16 protein-coding genes and 1 other annotated feature are annotated in these 20,448 nt (G+C 38.6%); of the genes, 13 read left to right on the top strand and 3 right to left on the bottom strand.

Going from position 1 to position 20,448, the window contains the following annotated elements; translation table 11 throughout:
* Window positions 1-113 precede the first annotated feature (113 nt).
* The 10 genes from ACSVDH_RS21560 to ACSVDH_RS21515 all read left to right on the top strand — a co-directional run bounded on the left by ACSVDH_RS21560 (window position 114) and on the right by ACSVDH_RS21515 (window position 12,988).
* Entirely contained in the window at window positions 114-1,295 is a 1,182-nt protein-coding gene (locus ACSVDH_RS21560) for an MDR family MFS transporter (RefSeq protein WP_439249849.1), read from the top strand.
* Window positions 1,296-1,404: 109 nt separating this feature from the next.
* Window positions 1,405-2,769 carry a sigma-54 interaction domain-containing protein gene (locus ACSVDH_RS21555; protein ID WP_299089273.1) on the top strand — a complete coding sequence of 455 codons (1,365 nt, stop codon included), beginning with the start codon at window positions 1,405-1,407 and terminating at the stop codon, window positions 2,767-2,769.
* Window positions 2,770-3,186: 417 nt separating this feature from the next.
* Entirely contained in the window at window positions 3,187-4,506 is a 1,320-nt protein-coding gene (locus tag ACSVDH_RS21550; protein ID WP_299089272.1) for a GntP family permease, read from the top strand.
* Window positions 4,507-4,524: 18 nt separating this feature from the next.
* Complete coding sequence (locus tag ACSVDH_RS21545) at window positions 4,525-5,301, top strand: 3-hydroxybutyrate dehydrogenase (RefSeq protein ID WP_299089271.1); 777 nt, start codon at window positions 4,525-4,527, stop codon at window positions 5,299-5,301.
* Between the two features lie 99 nt (window positions 5,302-5,400).
* Window positions 5,401-5,628: a binding site (T-box leader), on the top strand.
* Between the two features lie 138 nt (window positions 5,629-5,766).
* Window positions 5,767-8,181: a leucine--tRNA ligase gene (leuS, locus tag ACSVDH_RS21540; RefSeq protein ID WP_439249850.1), complete on the top strand. Its 2,415-nt coding sequence runs from the start codon at window positions 5,767-5,769 to the stop codon at window positions 8,179-8,181.
* A 168-nt stretch (window positions 8,182-8,349) separates the two neighbouring features.
* The gene (locus tag ACSVDH_RS21535) at window positions 8,350-8,670 is read left to right on the top strand and encodes a rhodanese-like domain-containing protein (protein WP_439249851.1); all 321 of its coding nucleotides are present in this window, start codon (window positions 8,350-8,352) and stop codon (window positions 8,668-8,670) included.
* A gap of 195 nt (window positions 8,671-8,865) precedes the next feature.
* A complete protein-coding gene (locus ACSVDH_RS21530) occupies window positions 8,866-9,048 on the top strand; it encodes a sporulation protein Cse60 (protein WP_439249852.1) in 183 nt (60 codons plus the stop codon).
* A gap of 371 nt (window positions 9,049-9,419) precedes the next feature.
* On the top strand, window positions 9,420-11,030 hold the full coding sequence (locus ACSVDH_RS21525; protein WP_439249853.1) for an extracellular solute-binding protein: 1,611 nt from the start codon (window positions 9,420-9,422) through the stop codon (window positions 11,028-11,030).
* A gap of 183 nt (window positions 11,031-11,213) precedes the next feature.
* A complete protein-coding gene (locus ACSVDH_RS21520) occupies window positions 11,214-12,071 on the top strand; it encodes an ABC transporter permease (RefSeq protein ID WP_439249907.1) in 858 nt (285 codons plus the stop codon).
* Window positions 12,072-12,085: 14 nt separating this feature from the next.
* Window positions 12,086-12,988 (top strand): carbohydrate ABC transporter permease, encoded by a 903-nt coding sequence (locus ACSVDH_RS21515; RefSeq protein ID WP_299089262.1) that lies wholly within the window; start codon window positions 12,086-12,088, stop codon window positions 12,986-12,988.
* 68 nt (window positions 12,989-13,056) lie between these two features.
* On the opposite strand, the gene ACSVDH_RS21510 is transcribed toward ACSVDH_RS21515, so the two are convergent.
* Window positions 13,057-14,319: a BaiN/RdsA family NAD(P)/FAD-dependent oxidoreductase gene (locus tag ACSVDH_RS21510; protein WP_439249854.1), complete on the bottom strand. Its 1,263-nt coding sequence runs from the start codon at window positions 14,317-14,319 to the stop codon at window positions 13,057-13,059.
* A gap of 205 nt (window positions 14,320-14,524) precedes the next feature.
* Between ACSVDH_RS21510 and ACSVDH_RS21505 the strand changes: the two genes are divergently transcribed.
* Window positions 14,525-16,156 carry a putative polysaccharide biosynthesis protein gene (locus ACSVDH_RS21505; protein ID WP_439249855.1) on the top strand — a complete coding sequence of 544 codons (1,632 nt, stop codon included), beginning with the start codon at window positions 14,525-14,527 and terminating at the stop codon, window positions 16,154-16,156.
* Between the two features lie 209 nt (window positions 16,157-16,365).
* On the top strand, window positions 16,366-17,094 hold the full coding sequence (locus ACSVDH_RS21500; RefSeq protein WP_439249856.1) for a pseudouridine synthase: 729 nt from the start codon (window positions 16,366-16,368) through the stop codon (window positions 17,092-17,094).
* A gap of 79 nt (window positions 17,095-17,173) precedes the next feature.
* Here ACSVDH_RS21500 and ACSVDH_RS21495 read toward each other — a convergent pair whose 3' ends face one another.
* Entirely contained in the window at window positions 17,174-17,395 is a 222-nt protein-coding gene (locus ACSVDH_RS21495) for a DeoR family transcriptional regulator (protein WP_046590011.1), read from the bottom strand.
* A gap of 411 nt (window positions 17,396-17,806) precedes the next feature.
* On the opposite strand from ACSVDH_RS21495, the gene ACSVDH_RS21490 reads away from it, so the two are divergent.
* A complete protein-coding gene (locus tag ACSVDH_RS21490) occupies window positions 17,807-18,736 on the top strand; it encodes an ArsR/SmtB family transcription factor (RefSeq protein ID WP_439249857.1) in 930 nt (309 codons plus the stop codon).
* Between the two features lie 214 nt (window positions 18,737-18,950).
* On the opposite strand, the gene ACSVDH_RS21485 is transcribed toward ACSVDH_RS21490, so the two are convergent.
* Entirely contained in the window at window positions 18,951-20,255 is a 1,305-nt protein-coding gene (locus ACSVDH_RS21485) for an NCS2 family permease (protein WP_439249859.1), read from the bottom strand.
* Window positions 20,256-20,448 lie beyond the last annotated feature (193 nt).

Below are 20,448 nucleotides of genomic sequence, written 5' to 3'. Positions count from 1 at the left end.
TGTTTTTGCATCTTTGCTCTCCGTGATTTTTTTTAGAATGTTGAAATTAAAACAAGCATCTACGTTATTGCTGCTTGAAAATAATAATCTAGTTCATTTAAGGGGGGATTATGATGCCGCGTGCTTTATGGCTGCTTGTTATTGGTATGATGGCCAATGTGATGGGGTCATCCTTTTTATGGCCGCTGAATACAATTTATATTCATGAGCATTTAGGAAAATCATTAACCGTTGCTGGAGTTGTTCTCATGCTGAATTCAGCAGCTAGTGTCATTGGCAACCTTGTCGGCGGTGTATTATTTGATAGAATCGGCGGTTATAAATCCATCATGACAGGAATTATTATTACCTTAGTCGCTGTTGTGACCCTCATGTTTTTCCATGGTTGGCCGATCTATATTTATTTACTTATTTTAATTGGTTTCGGGTCTGGAATCGTTTTTCCTGCTACATATGCGCTCGCTGGAACGGTTTGGCCGGAAGGCGGAAGAAAGGCGTTTAATGCCATCTATGTAGCGCAAAATATTGGTGTTGCTGCTGGTGCATCGCTTGGCGGAATCGTCGCTTCCATCTCGTTTCAGTATATTTTTCTAGCCAATGCAGCCTTATATGCTGTTTTTTTCTTGATCGCATTCTTCGGATTCCGAAATATTAATGGGGTTCATGTAAACTCTATGTTTGATCAAACGGCTGCTGCGAAACATCCGCAAAAATTCACGGCACTTGTTACTTTATGTATTGGTTATTTATTGTGTTGGGTTGGATATGTACAATGGTCAACAACGATTTCTTCACACACACAAACACTGAATATACCGTTAAACCAATATAGTTTGTTATGGACGGTCAATGGGGTTCTGATTGTTTGTGCCCAGCCAGTTCTTTCGCAGTTCGTGAAACATGTTGCCAAAACAATAAAACAGCAAATGTTGATTGGATATATGATTTTTATTGTTTCATTCCTTGTTGCCGCAAACGCAGAACACTTTAAAGGCTTTTTAATCGCAATGATCATTTTAACGATTGGAGAAATGCTCGTCTGGCCTGCAGTGCCGACAATTGCAGATAGCCTGGCTCCTAAGGGAAGACAAGGCTTTTATCAAGGTTTTGTGAACAGTACTGCAACAGGTGGAAAAATGATCGGACCGCTTCTTGGCGGATTCATTGCAGACTACTATAATATCAATTTCCTATTCATGGTCATTATCAGTCTGTTAATTATTGGAATCTTTACTACTATTCTTTACGATAAAAAACTGAAACCAACAGTGGAAAATGCTGCAGCGAGAACATAATGGGATTAGATGGGGACGGTTCTTCACAAGGTTGTGGGGACTGTCCCCTATTTAAGTCCAATTCAATATGTTACGATGAAAATAAAAATATTTGCTAGGGGAAGGTAAAATGTTAAATCAACGTTTTCCGTATGCCAAGGAGATTATTGAGACGGTTATTGAGAACGCTTACGTTTGGATCGTTATTGTTGATGCCAATGGGGACATTATTTATATGAATGACAATTATTGCCGTTTTTGCCAGGTTACAAAAGAAGAGGTTATTGGGCGGCATGTAACAGAGGTTATTGAAAATACAAGAATGCATATTGTTGTCCAGACAGGGGTAGAGGAAATCGCAGATCTTCAATATATTCGAGGGAACTATATGATTGCAAACCGCATTCCCATTTTTGCTGATAAAAAAATAGTAGGTGCGTTTGGAACGGTTATGTTTCGAGATACAAAGGAATGGCATGAGATGAATTCCCATGTACGCCATCACTTATCGTCCATTCAATCGTTTATTGAGCAGCAAGAGCTAACAGGTGCTAAATATACATTAAATGATATTCAATCAAACTCCCGCGTCATGGCTGAATTAAAGGAAAAAGTAAAATCAATAGCTGCAACTGACAGCTCTGTTCTCATTAGGGGAGAAAGCGGTACAGGTAAAGAATTATTTGCCCACAGCATTCATTTGCTTAGCAACCGGAGTGAAAAACCATTTATAAAAGTGAATTGCGGGGCTATTCCTGAGCAGCTTTTGGAGTCTGAATTATTTGGTTATGAAGATGGTGCATTTACAGGGGCAAAAAAGGGAGGAAAGAAAGGGAAATTTCAGCAAGCGAATGGAGGAACTATTTTTCTCGATGAAATTGGCGATATGAGTTTACATATGCAAGTAAAGCTGCTTAGGGTCCTTCAAGAAAAAGAAGTGGAGCCAATAGGGTCAACAAAATCAATACCATTGGATGTCCGTGTCATTACGGCTACAAATCGTCCGCTTGAGCTGCTCATGCAAAATCATACCTTCCGCAGTGACCTTTATTATCGGATCAGTGTGATTCCTTTGTTTATTCCTCCCCTGCGTGAGCGAATGGAGGATTTAGAAATATTAGTCAGCTATTTTATAAAAAAGGTTTCATTACGTACGGGAAAGCGGATTTCCATGATCCACGAAGAGGTGATGAATACATTTCAGCACTATCACTGGCAAGGGAATATTCGTGAATTAGAAAATGTCATAGAAGCGGCAATCCATCTTGCAAAAACAGATGTCATAACGTTGGAAGCAATACCTGACTACATAAAAAAGCCAGCGGTCATTCATTCAAAAACGACTTCACTTAAGGAAATGCTAAATGAAACGGAAAAAAATATTCTCCTCTCAACCATTAAAAAATATGACGGAGATAAAAGAAAAGCAGCTAAAGCATTAGGTATAAGTAAATCAAGTATGTATGAAAAAGTTCAAAAATATGGGCTTGAATAACGGAGTCCAGAAAATCGGAAAGCAGTCCAGAAAGTTGGACTGTTCTTTTTTTGTTGGTGCTGCAATACTCATATGTATGGACAAGTTCTAACACAATAATAAATTTCCGTAAATTCGGAATGGCAGGTATGAACATATAAATCTATTCTCCGTTTTTTAGATCTCTTTTATGTTGGCATAGAACTTGCAAAATATAACAGTGAAAAAGAGAGGGGGAATTCGATTATAAATTTCAACAATATCTTAAACGTATTTTTTTGAAAGCGATTACTTATAAACGAATTTACTGTAGCACCCTGCTGTATTGACCTAACAAAAAAAGTGAGTCTTACAATCTGCAAAAAGCCAGCTTAATGGTTTTAAAGAATGTGAAACTTCTACCTGTACCATAAAGTTGGAACAAAGGGGGAAAAACATATGTTAAGTATGATCGGGTTAATTGGAGGTTTAGCACTTTTAATCTATTTAACGATGAAAGGCATGAATTTATTAGTAGCTGGCCCGCTATGTGCTCTATTTGTTGCTGTGTTCAGCGGTTTGCCGCTTTTCCCGCAGTTGGTTGGTGAAGGGGAAGCGAATTTAGTCGGTAATTATATGACTGGCTTTTCCGGTTTTATTGCATCATGGTACTTAATGTTTTTACTCGGCGCGATTTTTGGGAAGGTGATGGAGGATAGCGGTTCAGCAGATAGTGTTTCAAAATGGATTGTTGAAAAAATCGGGATGAAACGGGCTGTGTTGGCGATTGTCATTGCATGTGCGGTACTAACATACGGTGGAGTTAGCTTGTTTGTTGTCGCTTTCTCAGTTTATCCTATGGCGGTTAGCTTATTTAGACAGGCCGATTTGCCGCGGCGTTTTATTCCTGCAGCCCTAGCATTTGGATCTGTTACTTTTACAATGACATCTGCCGGCTCTCCGGAAATTCAAAACTGGATTCCGATTGAATATTTAGAAACATCTCCTTATGCAGGCTGGGAAGTTAGTTTAATTGTTGCGGTATTTATGATGATTTTCGGCTATTGGTGGCTTAGAAGAATGATTAGGAAGGCCGTAGCAAATGGAGAAAAATTTATTGCTCGTGCCAATGATCCTGTTAATGAAGATAAGGCACTTCCTCATCCAGTAACAGGGATGATTCCGCTTCTTGTTGTTCTAATTATTTCCTTTGTCTTCCACGATTCTTTACAGCAATCTGCCTTAATTATTGCCTTATTAGGTGGAGTTATTGCGGCGTATTTATTAAATCGAAAATATTTCACATCATTTTGGAATGCTGTTTCAGAAGGAACACTTGGTGCATTGATTGCACTTGGAAATACTGCGGCAGTAGTTGGATTTGGCGGAGTGGCTAAAGCTGTACCGGCATTCGAAGTTGCCGTTAATGCGATGACAAGTATTCCAGGCAGCCCACTTATTGGTGGAGCAATTGCAGTTAGTGTTATTGCAGGTATGACAGGTTCGGCGTCAGGAGGCCAGGCGATTGCACTGCCGCTGCTTGCTCCGCATTATATGGATATGGGAGTAAATCCTGAGGCCTTGCATCGCGTTGTCGCCATTTCTTCAGGTGCGCTGGATTCATTGCCACATAATGGGTATGTTGTGACAACCATTCGCGGTATTTGTGGAGAATCTCATCAGGATGCCTATTATCCAGTTGGGGCATTAACAGTCATTGTTCCAGCCTTAGGAGTGGTATTGGCAATTATTCTTTTCTCATTCGGACTAGGGATTTAAGAACGGAGGTTGATCGTTGTGGTTCAAGGACAGGTTGTACTACTAACTGGTGCTGCTCAAGGAATTGGCTTTGAGCTTGCGAAGGCTTTTGCCGTGGAAGGGGCAAAGGTAGTGTTAACAGACTTACATGAAAATCAAGTAGCTGAAAGTGCTCAAATCCTGAAAGAGTTGGGGATGGAAGCAATCGGATTGAAATGTGATGTTACGAAAGAACAAGAGATCATTGAGGTTGTGAAACAAACTGAGGCGGCTTTTGGACGAATCGATACATTAGTTAATAATGCAGGGCTGCAGCATGTTGCACATATAGAAGAGTTTCCAACTGAAAAGTTTGAATTGCTTATAAAAGTCATGCTCATTGCCCCATTTATCGCAACAAAGCATGTCTTTCCCATTATGAAAAAGCAGCAATTTGGAAGGATCCTTAATATCGCTTCCATCAATGGATTAATTGGCTTTGCCGGAAAAGCCGCTTACAATAGTGCAAAGCATGGGGTGATTGGCTTAACAAAGGTTGCGGCATTAGAAGGAGCAAAACACGGTATCACAGTAAATGCTTTATGTCCCGGTTATGTTGACACACCTCTTGTTCGAAACCAACTAGAGGACTTAGCAAAAACAAGGAAGGTGCCGCTCGAACATGTATTAGAAGAAGTTCTCTATCCCCTCATTCCGCAAAAACGCTTATTAACTGTAAAAGAAATCGCAGACTATGCCATCTTTCTGGCAAGTGAAAATGCCAAAGGCGTAACAGGCCAGGCAGTTGTCATTGATGGAGGATATACCGTTCAATAGGGAGTAAGGAAAGGTATCGGGCCAGTCCCAAAATTAAAATAAAGTGTTTGCTTGCATCTCGAGTCAAATTTATATAAAATAATCTTAAATCTATATACAACATGAACGGAGATAAGGAGTAGTAGTCTGCATGAATGAGTCCAGAGAGTTGACGGCTGGTGTGAGTCAATCGATTTTTGCTGATGAACTCGCCTTTGAGTACAAATGTGAACGCCTCGTTTGGTAAAGTAATGTTTGTCGTTTATCCACGTTACGGATGTCAAAGTGGGCATGTCGCTATGCCAAAGTTGGGTGGTACCGCGGGAATTAAAACCTCTCGTCCCTGTTTGGGATGGGGGGTTTTTTCGTTATTTTATTTTTTATATCCCCATTTTCAAATGGCATACATGCAAAGTGAACTTACTTTGATCCGTTCAAGCGGTTAACAATATATATCTTAGATCTAGCTTTTAAGGAGGAAAACAAATGAGCTTCAATCATCAAGAGATTGAAAAGAAATGGCAAGACTACTGGTTACAAAATAAAACATTCAAAACGACAGAGGATGCAGAGAAACCTAAGTTCTATGCGCTTGACATGTTCCCATATCCATCAGGAGCCGGTCTCCATGTAGGGCATCCAGAAGGATATACAGCAACAGATATTCTATCCCGAATGAAACGCATGCAGGGCTATAATGTACTGCACCCGATGGGATGGGATGCATTTGGGCTGCCAGCTGAACAATATGCACTTGATACCGGAAATGATCCTGCGGAATTTACTAAGCAAAACATTGATAACTTCCGAAGACAAATCCAAGCATTAGGCTTCTCCTATGATTGGGATCGCGAAGTAAACACAACTGATCCAGAGTACTACAAATGGACTCAATGGATCTTTTTACAGCTTTATAAAAAAGGTTTAGCTTATGTAGATGAAGTACCAGTTAACTGGTGTCCTGCATTAGGAACGGTTTTAGCAAATGAAGAGGTTATTGATGGAAAAAGTGAGCGTGGCGGACATCCTGTAGAACGCCGTCCAATGAAACAATGGATGTTAAAAATTACAGCATATGCTGATCGCTTGCTTGAAGACCTTGAAGAAGTGGATTGGCCGGAAAGCATTAAAGACATGCAGCGTAACTGGATCGGACGCTCTGAAGGTGCACATGTTATCTTTACTATCGATGGTTTTGATGAAACCTTCACAGTATTTACAACACGCCCTGATACATTATTTGGTGCAACCTATGCCGTTTTAGCACCAGAGCATTCATTAGTAGAAAAAATCACCACTGTTGAGCAAAAGGCTGAGGTTGAAGCTTATATTAATGAAATAAAACATAAAAGTGATTTAGAACGAACAGAACTTTCAAAAGAAAAAACAGGTGTATTTACAGGGGCATTTGCTATTAACCCGGTAAATGGCGAAAAAATGCCAATATGGATAGCAGACTATGTGCTTGCAACATATGGAACTGGTGCAATCATGGCTGTTCCTGCTCATGATGAGCGTGACTATGAATTTGCTCAAAAGTTCGACTTGCCCATAAAAGAAGTTGTTAGTGGCGGAGATATAACAAAAGAAGCGTATACCGGCGACGGTGAGCATGTTAACTCAGATTTCTTAAATGGTCTTGGTAAGCAAGAAGCAATTGAAAATATGATTGCTTGGCTTGAAACGAATAAAAAAGGAGAAAAGAAGGTTACTTATCGTCTGCGTGACTGGTTATTCAGCCGGCAACGCTACTGGGGTGAGCCGATTCCGATCATCCATTGGGAAGATGGAACAATGTCTGCAGTTCCTGAAGAAGAGCTTCCGCTTGTACTGCCAAAAACGACTGAAATTAAGCCATCTGGTACAGGAGAATCACCGCTCGCTAACATTGAAGATTTCGTCAATGTTGTCGATCCAGAAACAGGTAAGAGAGGCCGTCGTGAAACAAACACTATGCCGCAATGGGCGGGAAGCTGCTGGTATTATCTGCGCTATATCGATCCAAACAACAGTGAAGCACTTGCAGCTGATGAAAAATTAAAGCAATGGCTTCCAGTTGACATCTATATTGGCGGAGCAGAGCACGCAGTTCTTCACTTGCTTTATGCTCGTTTCTGGCATAAGTTTTTATATGATATCGGGGTTGTTCCAACAAAGGAGCCATTCCAAAAGCTATTTAACCAAGGGATGATTCTTGGGGAAAATAACGAAAAAATGAGTAAATCGAAAGGAAATGTTGTAAACCCTGATGAAATTGTGGAAACACATGGTGCTGATACACTTCGTTTATATGAAATGTTCATGGGACCTTTAGAAGCATCTATTGCATGGTCTACAACCGGTCTTGATGGAGCAAGACGTTTCCTGGATCGAATCTGGCGTTTATTTATAGAAGACAACGGTGAATTAAGTCCAAAGGTTGTGGATGAATCAAGTGAATCACTTGAGCGTATATACCATCAAACAGTGAAAAAGGTAACGGAAGACTTTGAAGGATTACGCTTTAACACAGCAATTTCCCAATTAATGGTTTTCATTAATGAAGCATATAAAGCAACCGTCCTCCCAAAAGAGTATGTAGAGGGCTTTGTAAAATTACTTTCTCCAATCGCACCTCATTTAGCTGAAGAGCTTTGGAACAAGCTTGGGCATGATACAACTATTTCGTATGAAGCATGGCCTGTCTTCGATGAAGCAAAGCTTGTTGAAAATGAAATTGAAATTGTCGTTCAAGTGAATGGAAAGGTTCGTGCTAAGCTGCTTGTTGCAAAAGATGTAACAAAGGATCAACTTGAGCAAATTGCCCTTGCCGATGATCGTGTGAATGAGCAAGTGAATGGAAAAACAATTCGCAAGGTAATTGCTGTTCCAGGTAAACTGGTTAATATTGTTGCCAATTAATTTTTAGACCGACTTAGCAAGTATCTTTTTACTTGCGGGTCGGTTTTTTTGGGGATATCTTGGAGGTGCCACCCAAGAACTATACTCAGACACGATATGCTCCCGAAACTGGAACCTGATATCTATAATTGATATAATGCAGGTATTAAAACTGAAAGGATGTTCGACATGTACGAAATTAAGGAAATTTCTCCTGAAGAAATACAGCATAAACTTGAAAAAGGTGAAAAACTTGAATTGATTGATGTGCGTGAGGATGAAGAGGTTGAACAAGGAATGATCCCTCAAGCACGTCACATTCGCATGAATGATATCCCAGAGCAACTTGATGCCATTGATAAAGAAAAGGAAACAATCTTTATTTGCCGCTCTGGTGCGCGCAGCGGAAATGTTTGTGCCTATTTACAAGAGAAGGGCTATAATGTAGTAAATATGGCTGGCGGCATGCTTGATTATAAAGGAGAAACAAAGCCGAAAAGCTCGCTCTAATCTTATCTATCATACATATAAGGGTCGGATTCACCCGAGGAACTCAATATATAGAACTTCTATGTATTGTGTAAGAGCGGGCTAACCCTTCTTTAATTTTATAACTTCATCCTTTTATTTTCTTCCCTCTTTTTTATAGCTTGTCATAATCCACTTCATCACTAAATAAAGTGAAAGTAAAAAGGATGTGTGAGAATGCTAAAGGTTGCAGTATTTGATGAAGAGCATGAAAAAGATTTAGAGGAAGAAATCAATCATTTTTTAGCAGAGCTGGATGATAATCAGGTAAAGGATATTAAATATAGTGTTACGTTAACGATTGATGATGACGGAGAACAGCTTTATTGTTATTCAGCATTAATTTTATATCGTATTTAGGTAATAAAAGATAAAATGCATCTTAAATAATGAATCGAAGGAAGGGGGACGATTGCTCCCTTCTTTTTGTGCTTCTAAAAGATTTTCAAAGAAAAATAGTGAGAATGATCGAACGTTTCCTATCTGAAAATTCTTTCTCATTACTACTTCTCTTTTTCATAAAATCCAAAAAAAAGACAGGAAATCTATAGAATTGTGAATTCTCATCATTAACAAATATATTCATAATATAGATAGATGTTAACCTGTTAGATATTCTTAAAAGTCTAGAACATCCTAAATTAATAGAAATAGTTTTTTATGCTACTTCATAATGTAAGGGTTTGCATGAAGGCTGTTTCCATATAAAAACAAACAAAGGGGAAGGTAGCATGAGGAAGGTTTCAACAATACTAATAGTGCTTTGCTTAAGTGTATCGGCTGTTTTAGTAGGGTGCAGCAACAAGGAAACCGTTCAAAAGACAGAAGACGGTAAAGTTGTCTTAACGGCGCTTATTACTAAACATCCATTAACACAAGAACTTAAAAAAATGGAATGGCTGCAAGAAGCTGAAGAACGTGCAGGTGTTGAAATTAAGTGGGAAGAGGTAACAGCAGATTGGCCGCAGAAAAAAGGAGCAATGCTTGCTGCAGGTGATATCCCAGATTTAATTGTTGGGCCAAATGCAATTACAGACGCAGAATTTGCAAAGTTCAATGGCTTGTTTCAAGATTTAACCGAATTGATTGAGCAGCATGGTCCTAATGTACAAAAAATGTTTGAAGAGAAGCCTGAATTAAAAGCGCTATCAACGCAAAAAGATGGGGAGATTTTCGGCTTGCCAAAATATCAGAGATTTTGGCCGGAAACAGCGACAAGGCAATTTATCAACCAAACATGGTTAGACAACTTAGGCTTGGAAATGCCTACTACGTGGGATGAATTGTTTGTCGTGTTAAAAGCATTTAAAGATGAGGATGCAAATGGAAATGGTGATCCTAATGATGAAATTCCAATGGATTTTGCCCCAACGGGTACAACAGGATTTGGTTATTTCCAGCCAACCGTTTTAATGGGGAGCTTGGGAATTACATTAACAGATGGCAGTGGAAACGGAGTTTTTGTTGAAGATGGTAAAGTAAAGAACTTTTTAATAGATGAACGTTATAAAGAAGTGGTTACATTCTTAAATAAATGCTGGGAAGCTGGACTAATTAATTCTGAAGTTTTTACTCAAGACTACACAAAATACCAATCAGTTGCCCGCGGTCAGGGTGAATATGCAAAAGTCGGTTATACCTTTGGATGGGAACTAACGGATAGATTCGGGAACACAGTTGCTCCGCAATATCAATCCATGGCTCCATTAAAGGCATCAGCTAACTCAACGGAACAGGTTTCCTGGAGCTATGACAATAACACATTAAACTATGGGGTTAACTTTATCCAAATGTCTGCACAAAGTGAAAATAAAGAAGCTGCGATGAAATTCATCAATGAATTGTATGATCCTGAAGTGAGTATGCAGGTTTTATTTGGTTCATTAGGTACTAATATTAAGGATAATGGCGATGGTTCCTATAGTGTGTTACCTCCAGAAGACAAAGAAATGGATCCTGGCACATGGAAATGGACTACAACCTGGGCAGATAACGGACCGATGTATATCCCAGATTCTTTAAAACTCACACTTGGTACAGATATGCAATCGGTTGGAGCACAAACAGAGCCGTTGAAGAAAGCCTTTGATTCGATTGATAAGGAAAAAGACGTATATCCTGGCATGTTTATTAAATATAGTGATGAGGACAACAACACGTTGAGTTTAATTAACACAGAAATGATGAATTTGGCAATGGCAAAATATTCTGAGTGGATCACTGAAGGCGGAATTGATTCCGAATGGGATGCTTATGTTGTAGAATTAGAGAAGATAGGTATAAACAAAACCCTTGAAATTAGACAAAAATACTACGATGAATATATGAGCAAGCAGCAATAAAAATGACCTACGGAGGTGCAAATTGTAAGCATTAAGCTTCTGCATCTCCTATAAATAAAGGAGAATGTTTTTATGGCCTTTATAAGCTCTCAAACAAACAAAGCAAATCGTGTTGCAAAAATAAATGTGGAAAAAAAGCCGACTGTCTTAAATACCTTTAAACGTGATTTTCAGCTTTGGCTGATGATCCTTCCGGCGATTATCATTATCTTTGTTTTCAACTATATTCCCATGTACGGAATTCAATTGGCATTTCGTGAGTTCGATTTCACAAAAGGGCTAACAGGTGGTGAATGGGTAGGATTAAAATACTTTCAACAATTCATAGAGAGTCATATGTTTACAGATTTATTGAAAAATACGATCTCAATTAGTTTAGCTACTATTATCGTAGGTTTCCCTGCACCAATTATTTTGGCCTTGTTAATCAATCAAATTAAGTGGAAAAGGGGAAAAAAGATCCTTCAAACAACCGTCTATTTGCCGCACTTTATATCGATCGTTGTATTGGTAGGATTACTAAATGTTTTATTATCACCTAACACAGGTATTGTTGGCCATTTAATGAGTGCTTTAGGGTTAGGAGATGTCAACCTGTTAGCCTCTACAAATACATTTATCCCTGTATATGTCCTATCTGATATTTGGCAGCATGTTGGCTGGAACAGCATTATTTATTTAGCTGCGCTTGCAAGCGTTGATCCGCAATTATATGACTCTGCAAAAATCGATGGGGCAAATAGGTGGCAAATCATTCGCAATGTTGAAATACCAGCGATCATTCCTACCATTATCATTCTGCTAATTCTTAATATGGGGTCGATCATTAGTACCGGCTTTGAGAAGATATTTTTAATGCAAAACCCATTAAATTTACCTGTTTCTGAGGTTATTGAAACCTATGTATACAAGATCGGGATTATTTCTAGTCAATTTAGTTATGCAGCAGCCATCGGGTTGTTTAATACCCTCATTAACTTCGCTCTGCTAGTCATGGTGAACTACATTGCTAAGAGATTATCTAATATTAGTTTATGGTAAAAGGAGGGGATGGCATGGCACTTCTAACGAAAAAGGGTAGAAATGTTTACGATCTGATATTTGATATATGTGTTTATATTATCTGTGCGTTGGTTTTTCTAATCATCGCCTACCCATTGTATTTTGTCATTATCGCATCAGTCAGCGACTCCACCTTAGTTTCAACTGGAAAAGTGCTGTTATTTCCAAAAGGATTCAGTTTATTTGGCTACCAGGAAATTTTCCAGGATTCAAGAATCTGGGTGGGCTATAAAAATACGATGATCTATTCATTGCTTGGAACATTGGTTAATTTATTGCTAACAATACCGGCAGCCTATGTTTTGTCAAGACAAGAGTTTCGCGCACGACGTTTTTTAATGTTTTTCTTCGTATTTACTATGTTTTTTAACGGGGGATTAATTCCTACTTATCTACTGATGAAAGATTTGCAATTAATTGATACGATGTGGGTATTTATTATTCCATTCTCAGTAAATGTGTTTAATTTAATTATTACACGGACATTTTTTGAAAGTAATATACCAAAGGAACTGTATGAGGCAGCACAAATCGATGGCTGCTCGCATTTCACATTCTTTATTAAAATTGTTCTTCCGCTTTCAAAGGCTGTCATTTCGGTCATCGGGCTATATTATTTAGTATGGCACTGGAATGATTTCTTCACTGGGCTAATTTATGTAAGAGATTATAGCTTGCAGCCGCTGCAAATTGTTTTAAGAGATATTCTGATCTCAAACCAAGTATTTGCAGAGGGCGCTGGAAGCGGGGGAGCGGCAGGAGGTTATGCTCAAAAATATGCGGACCAAATAAAATACGGTGTGATCATTGTCTCCACTTTACCGATTTTAATCGTCTATCCATTTATTCAAAAATACTTTGAAAAAGGTGTTATGATTGGTTCGGTGAAAGGTTAAAAGGAATATTAGAGAAAAGAGGCTGTCCCCTGTGAAGACAGTCCTCTTTCATGTCTTAATCGAAGACATTATTTTGCATAGAGCGCTGCATTTTTTCCCGCAAGCCTTCCGGTAACTAAGGCAGAAGTGATATTATATCCGCCTGTATAACCATGGATATCAAGAATTTCTCCGCAAAAGTATAGTCCTTCTTTACATTTAGGGGACATTTCCCGAGGATGAATTTCCTTTACAGAAACGCCTCCGCCGGTTACAAATGCCTTCTCAATGGAAAGTGTTCCATGAACTTCAAATTGGAATTGCTTACAATCTTTGACAAATGAACGAAGTTTCTCATTTGATAGATGGTCATAGGTCATTTGCGGATCAATTTCATTTTTCTCTAATAAATACAATAAATAACGTTCAGGTAATAGTCCTTTTAACACGTTTTTTACAGCTTTTTTTGCATCTTGTTTTAAGTCCTTTACGATCGAATGAAAAAGCTGCTCTTCATTTGTATCAGGAATAGCGTCAATACTCACGGTAATCGAATTTGTTTTAAATTTTTTCATTGCTTTTACAACATATTGGCTGCAGCGTAAGACAGCTGGTCCGGAAATGCCAAAATGGGTAAAGATCATGTCCATTTTGTGCGTGATAATCGGTTTTCCTTTTGGATTCAAGACACTTAACGCAACTTCCCGTAAGGAAAGGCCTTGTAATTTTTTTTCGCGAATAAATGCTTCATTTGAAGTGATAGGCACCTCTGTTGGGAACAATTCTGTTATCGTATGTCCCGCTTTTTCAGCCCAAGCGTAGCCATCTCCAGTACTGCCTGTATGTGGAACGCTTTTGCCGCCTACAGCGAGAACGATCGCTTTTGAAAAGATTCTTTCCCCGCTAACAAGCTCCACGCCCTGTACTTTTTCTTCATCATATAGCACATCTTTTACCGGCTCATTCGTCCGGATTTCTACCCTTATACGTTTCAATTCATTAATCAAGGCATCAACAACAGATTGTGCTTTATCGGTAACCGGGAACATACGGCCGTGATCCTCTTCTTTTAATTTGATTCCCAGATTCTCAAAAAACGAAATAATATCTTCGTTATTAAATTCGGAAAAGGCACTATATAAAAACCGTCCATTTCCTGGGATATGCTTTATTATTTCATCAATTGGCAAGCGGTTTGTCACATTGCAGCGGCCGCCTCCAGAAATCGCAAGCTTTCTGCCCAGTTTGTTGCCTTTATCAATTAATAGCACGCGGGCACCTTGCTCACCTGCTGCTATAGCTGCCATTAAGCCGGATGGACCACCGCCAATAACTAACACATCGTAGTTCATTTAATCTTTTCACAACCTTCACACCATATCATTGTCTACTCCTCCTATTATAGCTAAAGATGATAAAAAGCCAAAAAATGATGGATGTTCGACAAATATTCATTTTTGAAGTGGCATTACCTTGTCACAAACTGTGGTATAAGCACAGGATTGTGGTAAAATAGAAAAGTTGAATCTTCATAGAGAAGAATGGTGAATCAAAAATATGTCGAATAAATTAATAAGAGGCACGTTTGTTTTAACATTAGGTACATATCTTTCCCGAATCCTGGGGATGATTTATTTAATTCCATTTGCAGCAATGGTTCCTGAAGAAGGTGCTGCTTTATATCAAACCGGATATGCGCAATATACGATATTCTTAAGCATTGCCACTGCCGGGTTTCCTGCAGCCGTTTCTAAATTTGTTTCGAAATACAATGCTATCGGCGATTATCAAACGAGCAGGCGGATGTTTAAAGCTGGGATAATGGTTATGCTTTTAACAGGATTTCTTGCTTTCGCAATTCTATATATGTGTGCACCATTTTTTGCAAAAGGAGCACTTGCAGATAATGAAATCAGCAATATAACTGTCGATGATGCGATCCTGGTTATTAGAATGGTCAGCTTAGCACTAATCGTTGTCCCGTTAATGAGTTTAATTCGCGGGTTTTTCCAAGGACATCAATCGATGGGGCCAACTGCCGTATCTCAAGTTATTGAACAGATCGTCAGAATTGTTTTTTTACTTGCAGCAACGTTTCTAATTATAAACGTATTAAAAGGAAGCTTTGTTTTGGCTGTTGGTTACGCAACTTTTGCAGCTTTTGTTGGGGCAATTGGCGGATTGCTTGTGTTATTTTTTTATTGGATTCGCAGGAAGCATACGCTTTTAGCGATGAAGGCAAATAAAGTAGAAACGAAGGCATTGCCGCTTGGGGCAATGTTTAAAGAAGTGTTTCGATATGCAGGACCGTTTGTTTTTGTTGGCTTAGCGATTCCTATTTATAACTATATTGATACAAGCTCTTTTAATCGTGCGATGTTTGCAGCAGGAAAAGATGAGACGTATACGATTAATATGTTTGCCGTCTTGCTTTTGTATGTTCCAAAGCTTGTCATGATCCCTGTGTCATTGGCAACAGCTTTCGGTTTAACACTCATTCCTTCGATTACGGAATCTTTTACACAGAATAATCGGAGTTTGCTGCATAGGCAAATTGATCAAACTTTACAAATGATCATGCTTCTTGTTATCCCTGCAGTAGTGGGACTCTCTGTTTTAGCAGGACCTGCTTACAATGTGTTTTATGCAGGAAGTTCTGAAGAGATTGGAAAAACCATTTTAATGTGGTATGCTCCTGTGGCATTGCTCTTTTCACTTTTCACAGTTAACGCCGCTATTCTGCAGGGCTTGAACAAGCAAAAACTAGCAGTTATTAGCTTGGTTATCGGGATTATTGTAAAGCTTGCCCTTAATACAACACTCATCCAAATGTTTGAGGGAATCGGCTCAATTCTTGCAACGGCAGCGGGTTATATTGTTTCGTTAATTTACGGATTTGCCATGATTAAACGTCATTCCGGCATTTCATTTAGACTATTAGTAAAAAGAACGATCCTTATTTTGATTTTAAGTACGTTTATGGGGCTTGTCTTATCCGTCCTGCAATCATTGCTAGGTGTTATGATAAACTATCAGGATGGAAGGATGCAATCTGTCATTGTAGCTGTCATTGCAGTTGCAATCGGGGGATTTGTTTACCTATACTTAGCTTATCGCTCCCACTTGCTGGAGAAGATACTAGGAAACAGGCTGAACAGATTTTTTCGAAAACGCCGTGCAAATGGCTAAGTTTTGGTTTTATAAAGAAAACTCGCCGACTGGCGAGCCTGAAAGGGCGAAGACAGAGGCGTAGTTGCGCTTATACTTTACACTTAAAATTGGCCACTACGTCGAATTCCCTTCTTCGCTGCCAATTTATACTTTCTTAAAGTGTAAAAAACTCGGTACAATACCGGGTTTTTTTCATCAATAATTATATGATCGTGTGGTGCAAATAAATGAGAATAGACAAACTTTTAGCAAATGTCGGCTTTGGCAGCCGAAAAGATGTGAAAAAGTTATTAAAAACCGGTGTCGTAAAGGCTGATGGTGAAGTAATTAAAGATCCGAAAATACATGTTAATCCCGATGAACAGCATGTCACTGTTAATGGCGAAACCATTGACTATAAGGAATTTATTTATTTACTAATGAATAAGCCTGCAGGCTATATATCAGCAACGGAAGATGAAGTTCAAAAAACAGTCATTGACTTGCTTGAAATGGAGGATGCGGTTTATCAGCCGTTTCCTGTTGGAAGACTTGACAAGGATACTGAGGGATTATTGTTATTGACGAATGATGGTCAGCTTTCACATCAATTGCTGTCACCGAAAAAACATGTACCCAAGACCTATTTTGCTACGATTTTAGGAGAAGTCACAGAAGAAGATATAACAGCCTTTAAAAAGGGTGTTACATTGGATGACGGCTATGTTACAAAGCCTGCAAAGCTAGAGATTCTTACTTCTGGTAGCCAATCAACAATTCATATAACCATTACAGAAGGAAAATATCATCAAGTAAAGCGCATGTTCGAGGCGGTTGGAAAAAAGGTTACATACTTAAAAAGAATAGCGATGGGACCAATTATATTGGATGAAGAGGAATTAAAAGTTGGCGAATACCGTGAGTTAACTGAGGATGAGGTTGAAGAGTTAAGACAAGCACAGCCCATCAATTTGTAGAACCACATTAGCTGCAAAAAAGAGGAACCTTGTATAACAAGGTTCCTTCTATGTATATACATGATTATTTTTTAATTTCTTACGATGACATCTTAACTTTTTTCTTTGTAGTCGCCCATTTCCCTCTTGTTGGGCTGTGTACCAAATCGTTATATGCTAACACGTTTAAATCCCGTTGGATCGTTCTTGGTGTAATACCAAATTCGTCAACAAGTTGCTGTGTGGTCACAGTTCCCCGCTCATTAATAAACATGTAGACAGATTTGATTCTGGTTAGCATACGGTTTGTTGAAGGTTTCAAAAAACCACTCCTTATCGTTTGATCGCACTGGCAATGCCTACTACAACCTTTCGATGACTGCAACTTCAGATGTCACTTCATACATATTTAATTAAGTGGTAAAACGTTACAACAATATTTTACACGATTTCGACACCAATAATCCAGAAAAAAGATTAATTTTACATAATATTAACATATTTGTCATTCATAAGTTACAAGGCGCGCGCCATTAACAATAAAACTATATGACACTTATTCTGAATAGTATGACAATAAAATAGATCTTTTTCAACTAAAATGAATCTTTTTCCTGTATTTACCGTATGTAAGGAAATTAGTTTGTTAAATTTTATGAAAAAGTCTATCTTGTCCAAAGGTAAACACAAGTGTATCATTATTAATATATTTATTAACAATGGAGGATCATTTATGGAACTAGATATTTCAAAGCATTCCTTGCCTGTTTTTGAAGCGCTTGCAAGCAATGTGAGGCTTAATATCATTCAATTATTGGCTGAACAGCCAAGAAATATGAAAGAATTGGCGGAAGCATTAGGGTTAAGTAGTGCCATAATGAGCATGCATATTAAAAAGCTTGAAAAAGCAGGAATCATCCGTACGGATCGGGTACCGGGCAAAGGTGGAATCCAGAAGCTATGCGTCCTTTACGTTGAAAAAATGGAAATTACTTTTCCGAGAAAAGAGGAAAAGCAAAAGGTATTCCATCAAACAGAGGTTTCTGTTGGTCACTATACTGATTTACAGGTGGAACCAACCTGCGGGTTAGCAACAGCAGAAAAAATAATTGGTGAGTTCGATGATCCGCGATATTTCTTTGATGCTGATCGTGTGAATGCAAAAATATTATGGTTTTACAAAGGCTATATAGAGTATAAGATTCCGAATTACTTGCTTGCTAGCCAGCATCCAACTGAACTCGAGATCTCCCTCGAGCTTTCATCAGAAGCCCCTTTTACAAATAGCAATTGGCCATCTGATATTGATTTTTACTTTAATGATGTCCATTTAGGGACGTGGACAAGCCCGGGAGATTATGGTGATAGCCGCGGCAAATATACACCTTCCTGGTGGCCGAGTGTTGTCAATCAATATGGTCTTTTAAAAAAGCTAAGAATAGCAGATGACGGTACATATATGGATGGAAATAAACTATCTGATCTTACCATAAATGAAGTAAATATTAGGGAGAAGCAATGGACATTTCGAATTGCTGTTCATGAAGAAAGTGATAATGTAGGCGGAGTTACTCTATTTGGCAGCGGGTTTGGGAATTATAATCAGGATATCATCTTTCAGCTATATTATGAAAAAGAGAGTCTAGAAAAACTGGGAAAATAAAAAAAGGGTCAGATGACTACCTTTACTACATAAGTAGTATGGTTATTTGCACTTATATTTTTGTGTCTAGCTCCAGCGCCTAGCGACTAATGAACTTCACACTCCTCGCATGCGTAAGTCAACATCGAATCGCTATCGCTCTTCGTGTTTCCTTTATCTCATACGGAGTGCTCCAGTTCATACGTCGCTGGTCAAGGCGCTTCCACTTTTCTAATTAATGGTCCCCAATAAATGCCAACTGGATGAAAAATAATACCGCAAAAATATACACAAATAGATGTACCTCTTTCCATTTACCTTTGGCGATTTTCATCAATGGGTAAGAAATAAATCCCAATGCTATGCCAGTAGCAATACTTGAAGTTAATGGCATACTGAGAATAACTAGAAATGCAGGAAAGGCTTCATCAAGATCCTTCCAGTTTATTTCAGCCACAGCTCCCATCATTAAGCTTCCGACAATAATAAGAGCAGGTGCTGTAATAGCTGAGATACCCGAAACAGCACCAATTAATGGACTGAAGAGAAGCGTAAGTCCAAATAAAATCGAGACTGTTAAAGTCGTTAAACCCGTTCTGCCTCCTGCTGCGACACCTGCAGAGGACTCAATATAGGCACTGGTAGGACTTGTTCCAAACATAGCACCAACTGTAGTTGCTGCTGAATCTGCTATCAAAGCAGTACGCGCCTTTGGCAGTTCATTTCCTCTCATTAAACCGGCTTGTTGCGCAACACCAATCATTGTTCCAGTTGTATCGAAAATTGTTACCAATAAAAATGAAAAGACTACTGTATATAATCCGTGTGTGATGACATCACCAATAGCTGCGAACGGATTTGTGATCAGCAGCCCTTCTGGAAGACTCGGATAAGAAATAATCCCGTCCTTAAACTCAAGCTGTCCTGTAAAAAAGGCGATGACAGCTGTAATGACCATGCCAATGAATAAGGCGCCATGCACGTTCATGCTCATTAAAATTAATGTCACAGCAAGACCAATTAAAGCAAGTATGACAGATGGAGAATGTAAATCACCTAAGGCTACGAGATTATTTGGATCCGATGTAATAATGCCTGTTAATCGCAGACCGATAAAAGCAATGAAAAGTCCAATTCCGGCTGTAATTCCATTTTTTAAGTTGCTAGGAATTGCTTCAATTAGCTTTTTTCGAAATGGAGTTAATGATAAAAGGATAAAAATAATCCCTGCTACAAATACAGCTGAAAAGGCAGTCATATAAGAAATATTATCATTTGCTCCAACAACAGAATAAGCAAAATACGCATTTAATCCCATACCAGGAGCAATAGCGATAGGGTAGTTAGCAGATAAGGCCATCCATAATGTACCGATGATTGTTGCAATGATGGTAGCAGTAAATACTTGATCAAATGGTACGCCTGCGTCTGCTAATATAATTGGATTTACGACAACTATATAAACCATTGTTAAAAACGTTGTAAGTCCGGCAATGATTTCAGTTCTTACATTTGTCTTGTTTTCTGCTAATTTAAACATAGGAACCCCCGTTTTTTACGAACATTATTCAAAACCTTTATAATAATATTCGTTATTTATTTATTTTGCAATAGTTTTCTGCAATCTTTTTTTGGCTATACTCTTTCTAGTGGAATTTATAGAAGGCTAAATATTTTAGATGTGTGGCTTAATAAACAAAGAAAGAAGCATGTTTCTTATTTCTTTTCTCTTT

Source organism: Metabacillus sp. Hm71, from assembly GCF_051842955.2.
Taxonomy (GTDB): domain Bacteria; phylum Bacillota; class Bacilli; order Bacillales; family Bacillaceae; genus Metabacillus.
This window is presented reverse-complemented; position numbering and strand designations above follow the sequence as displayed.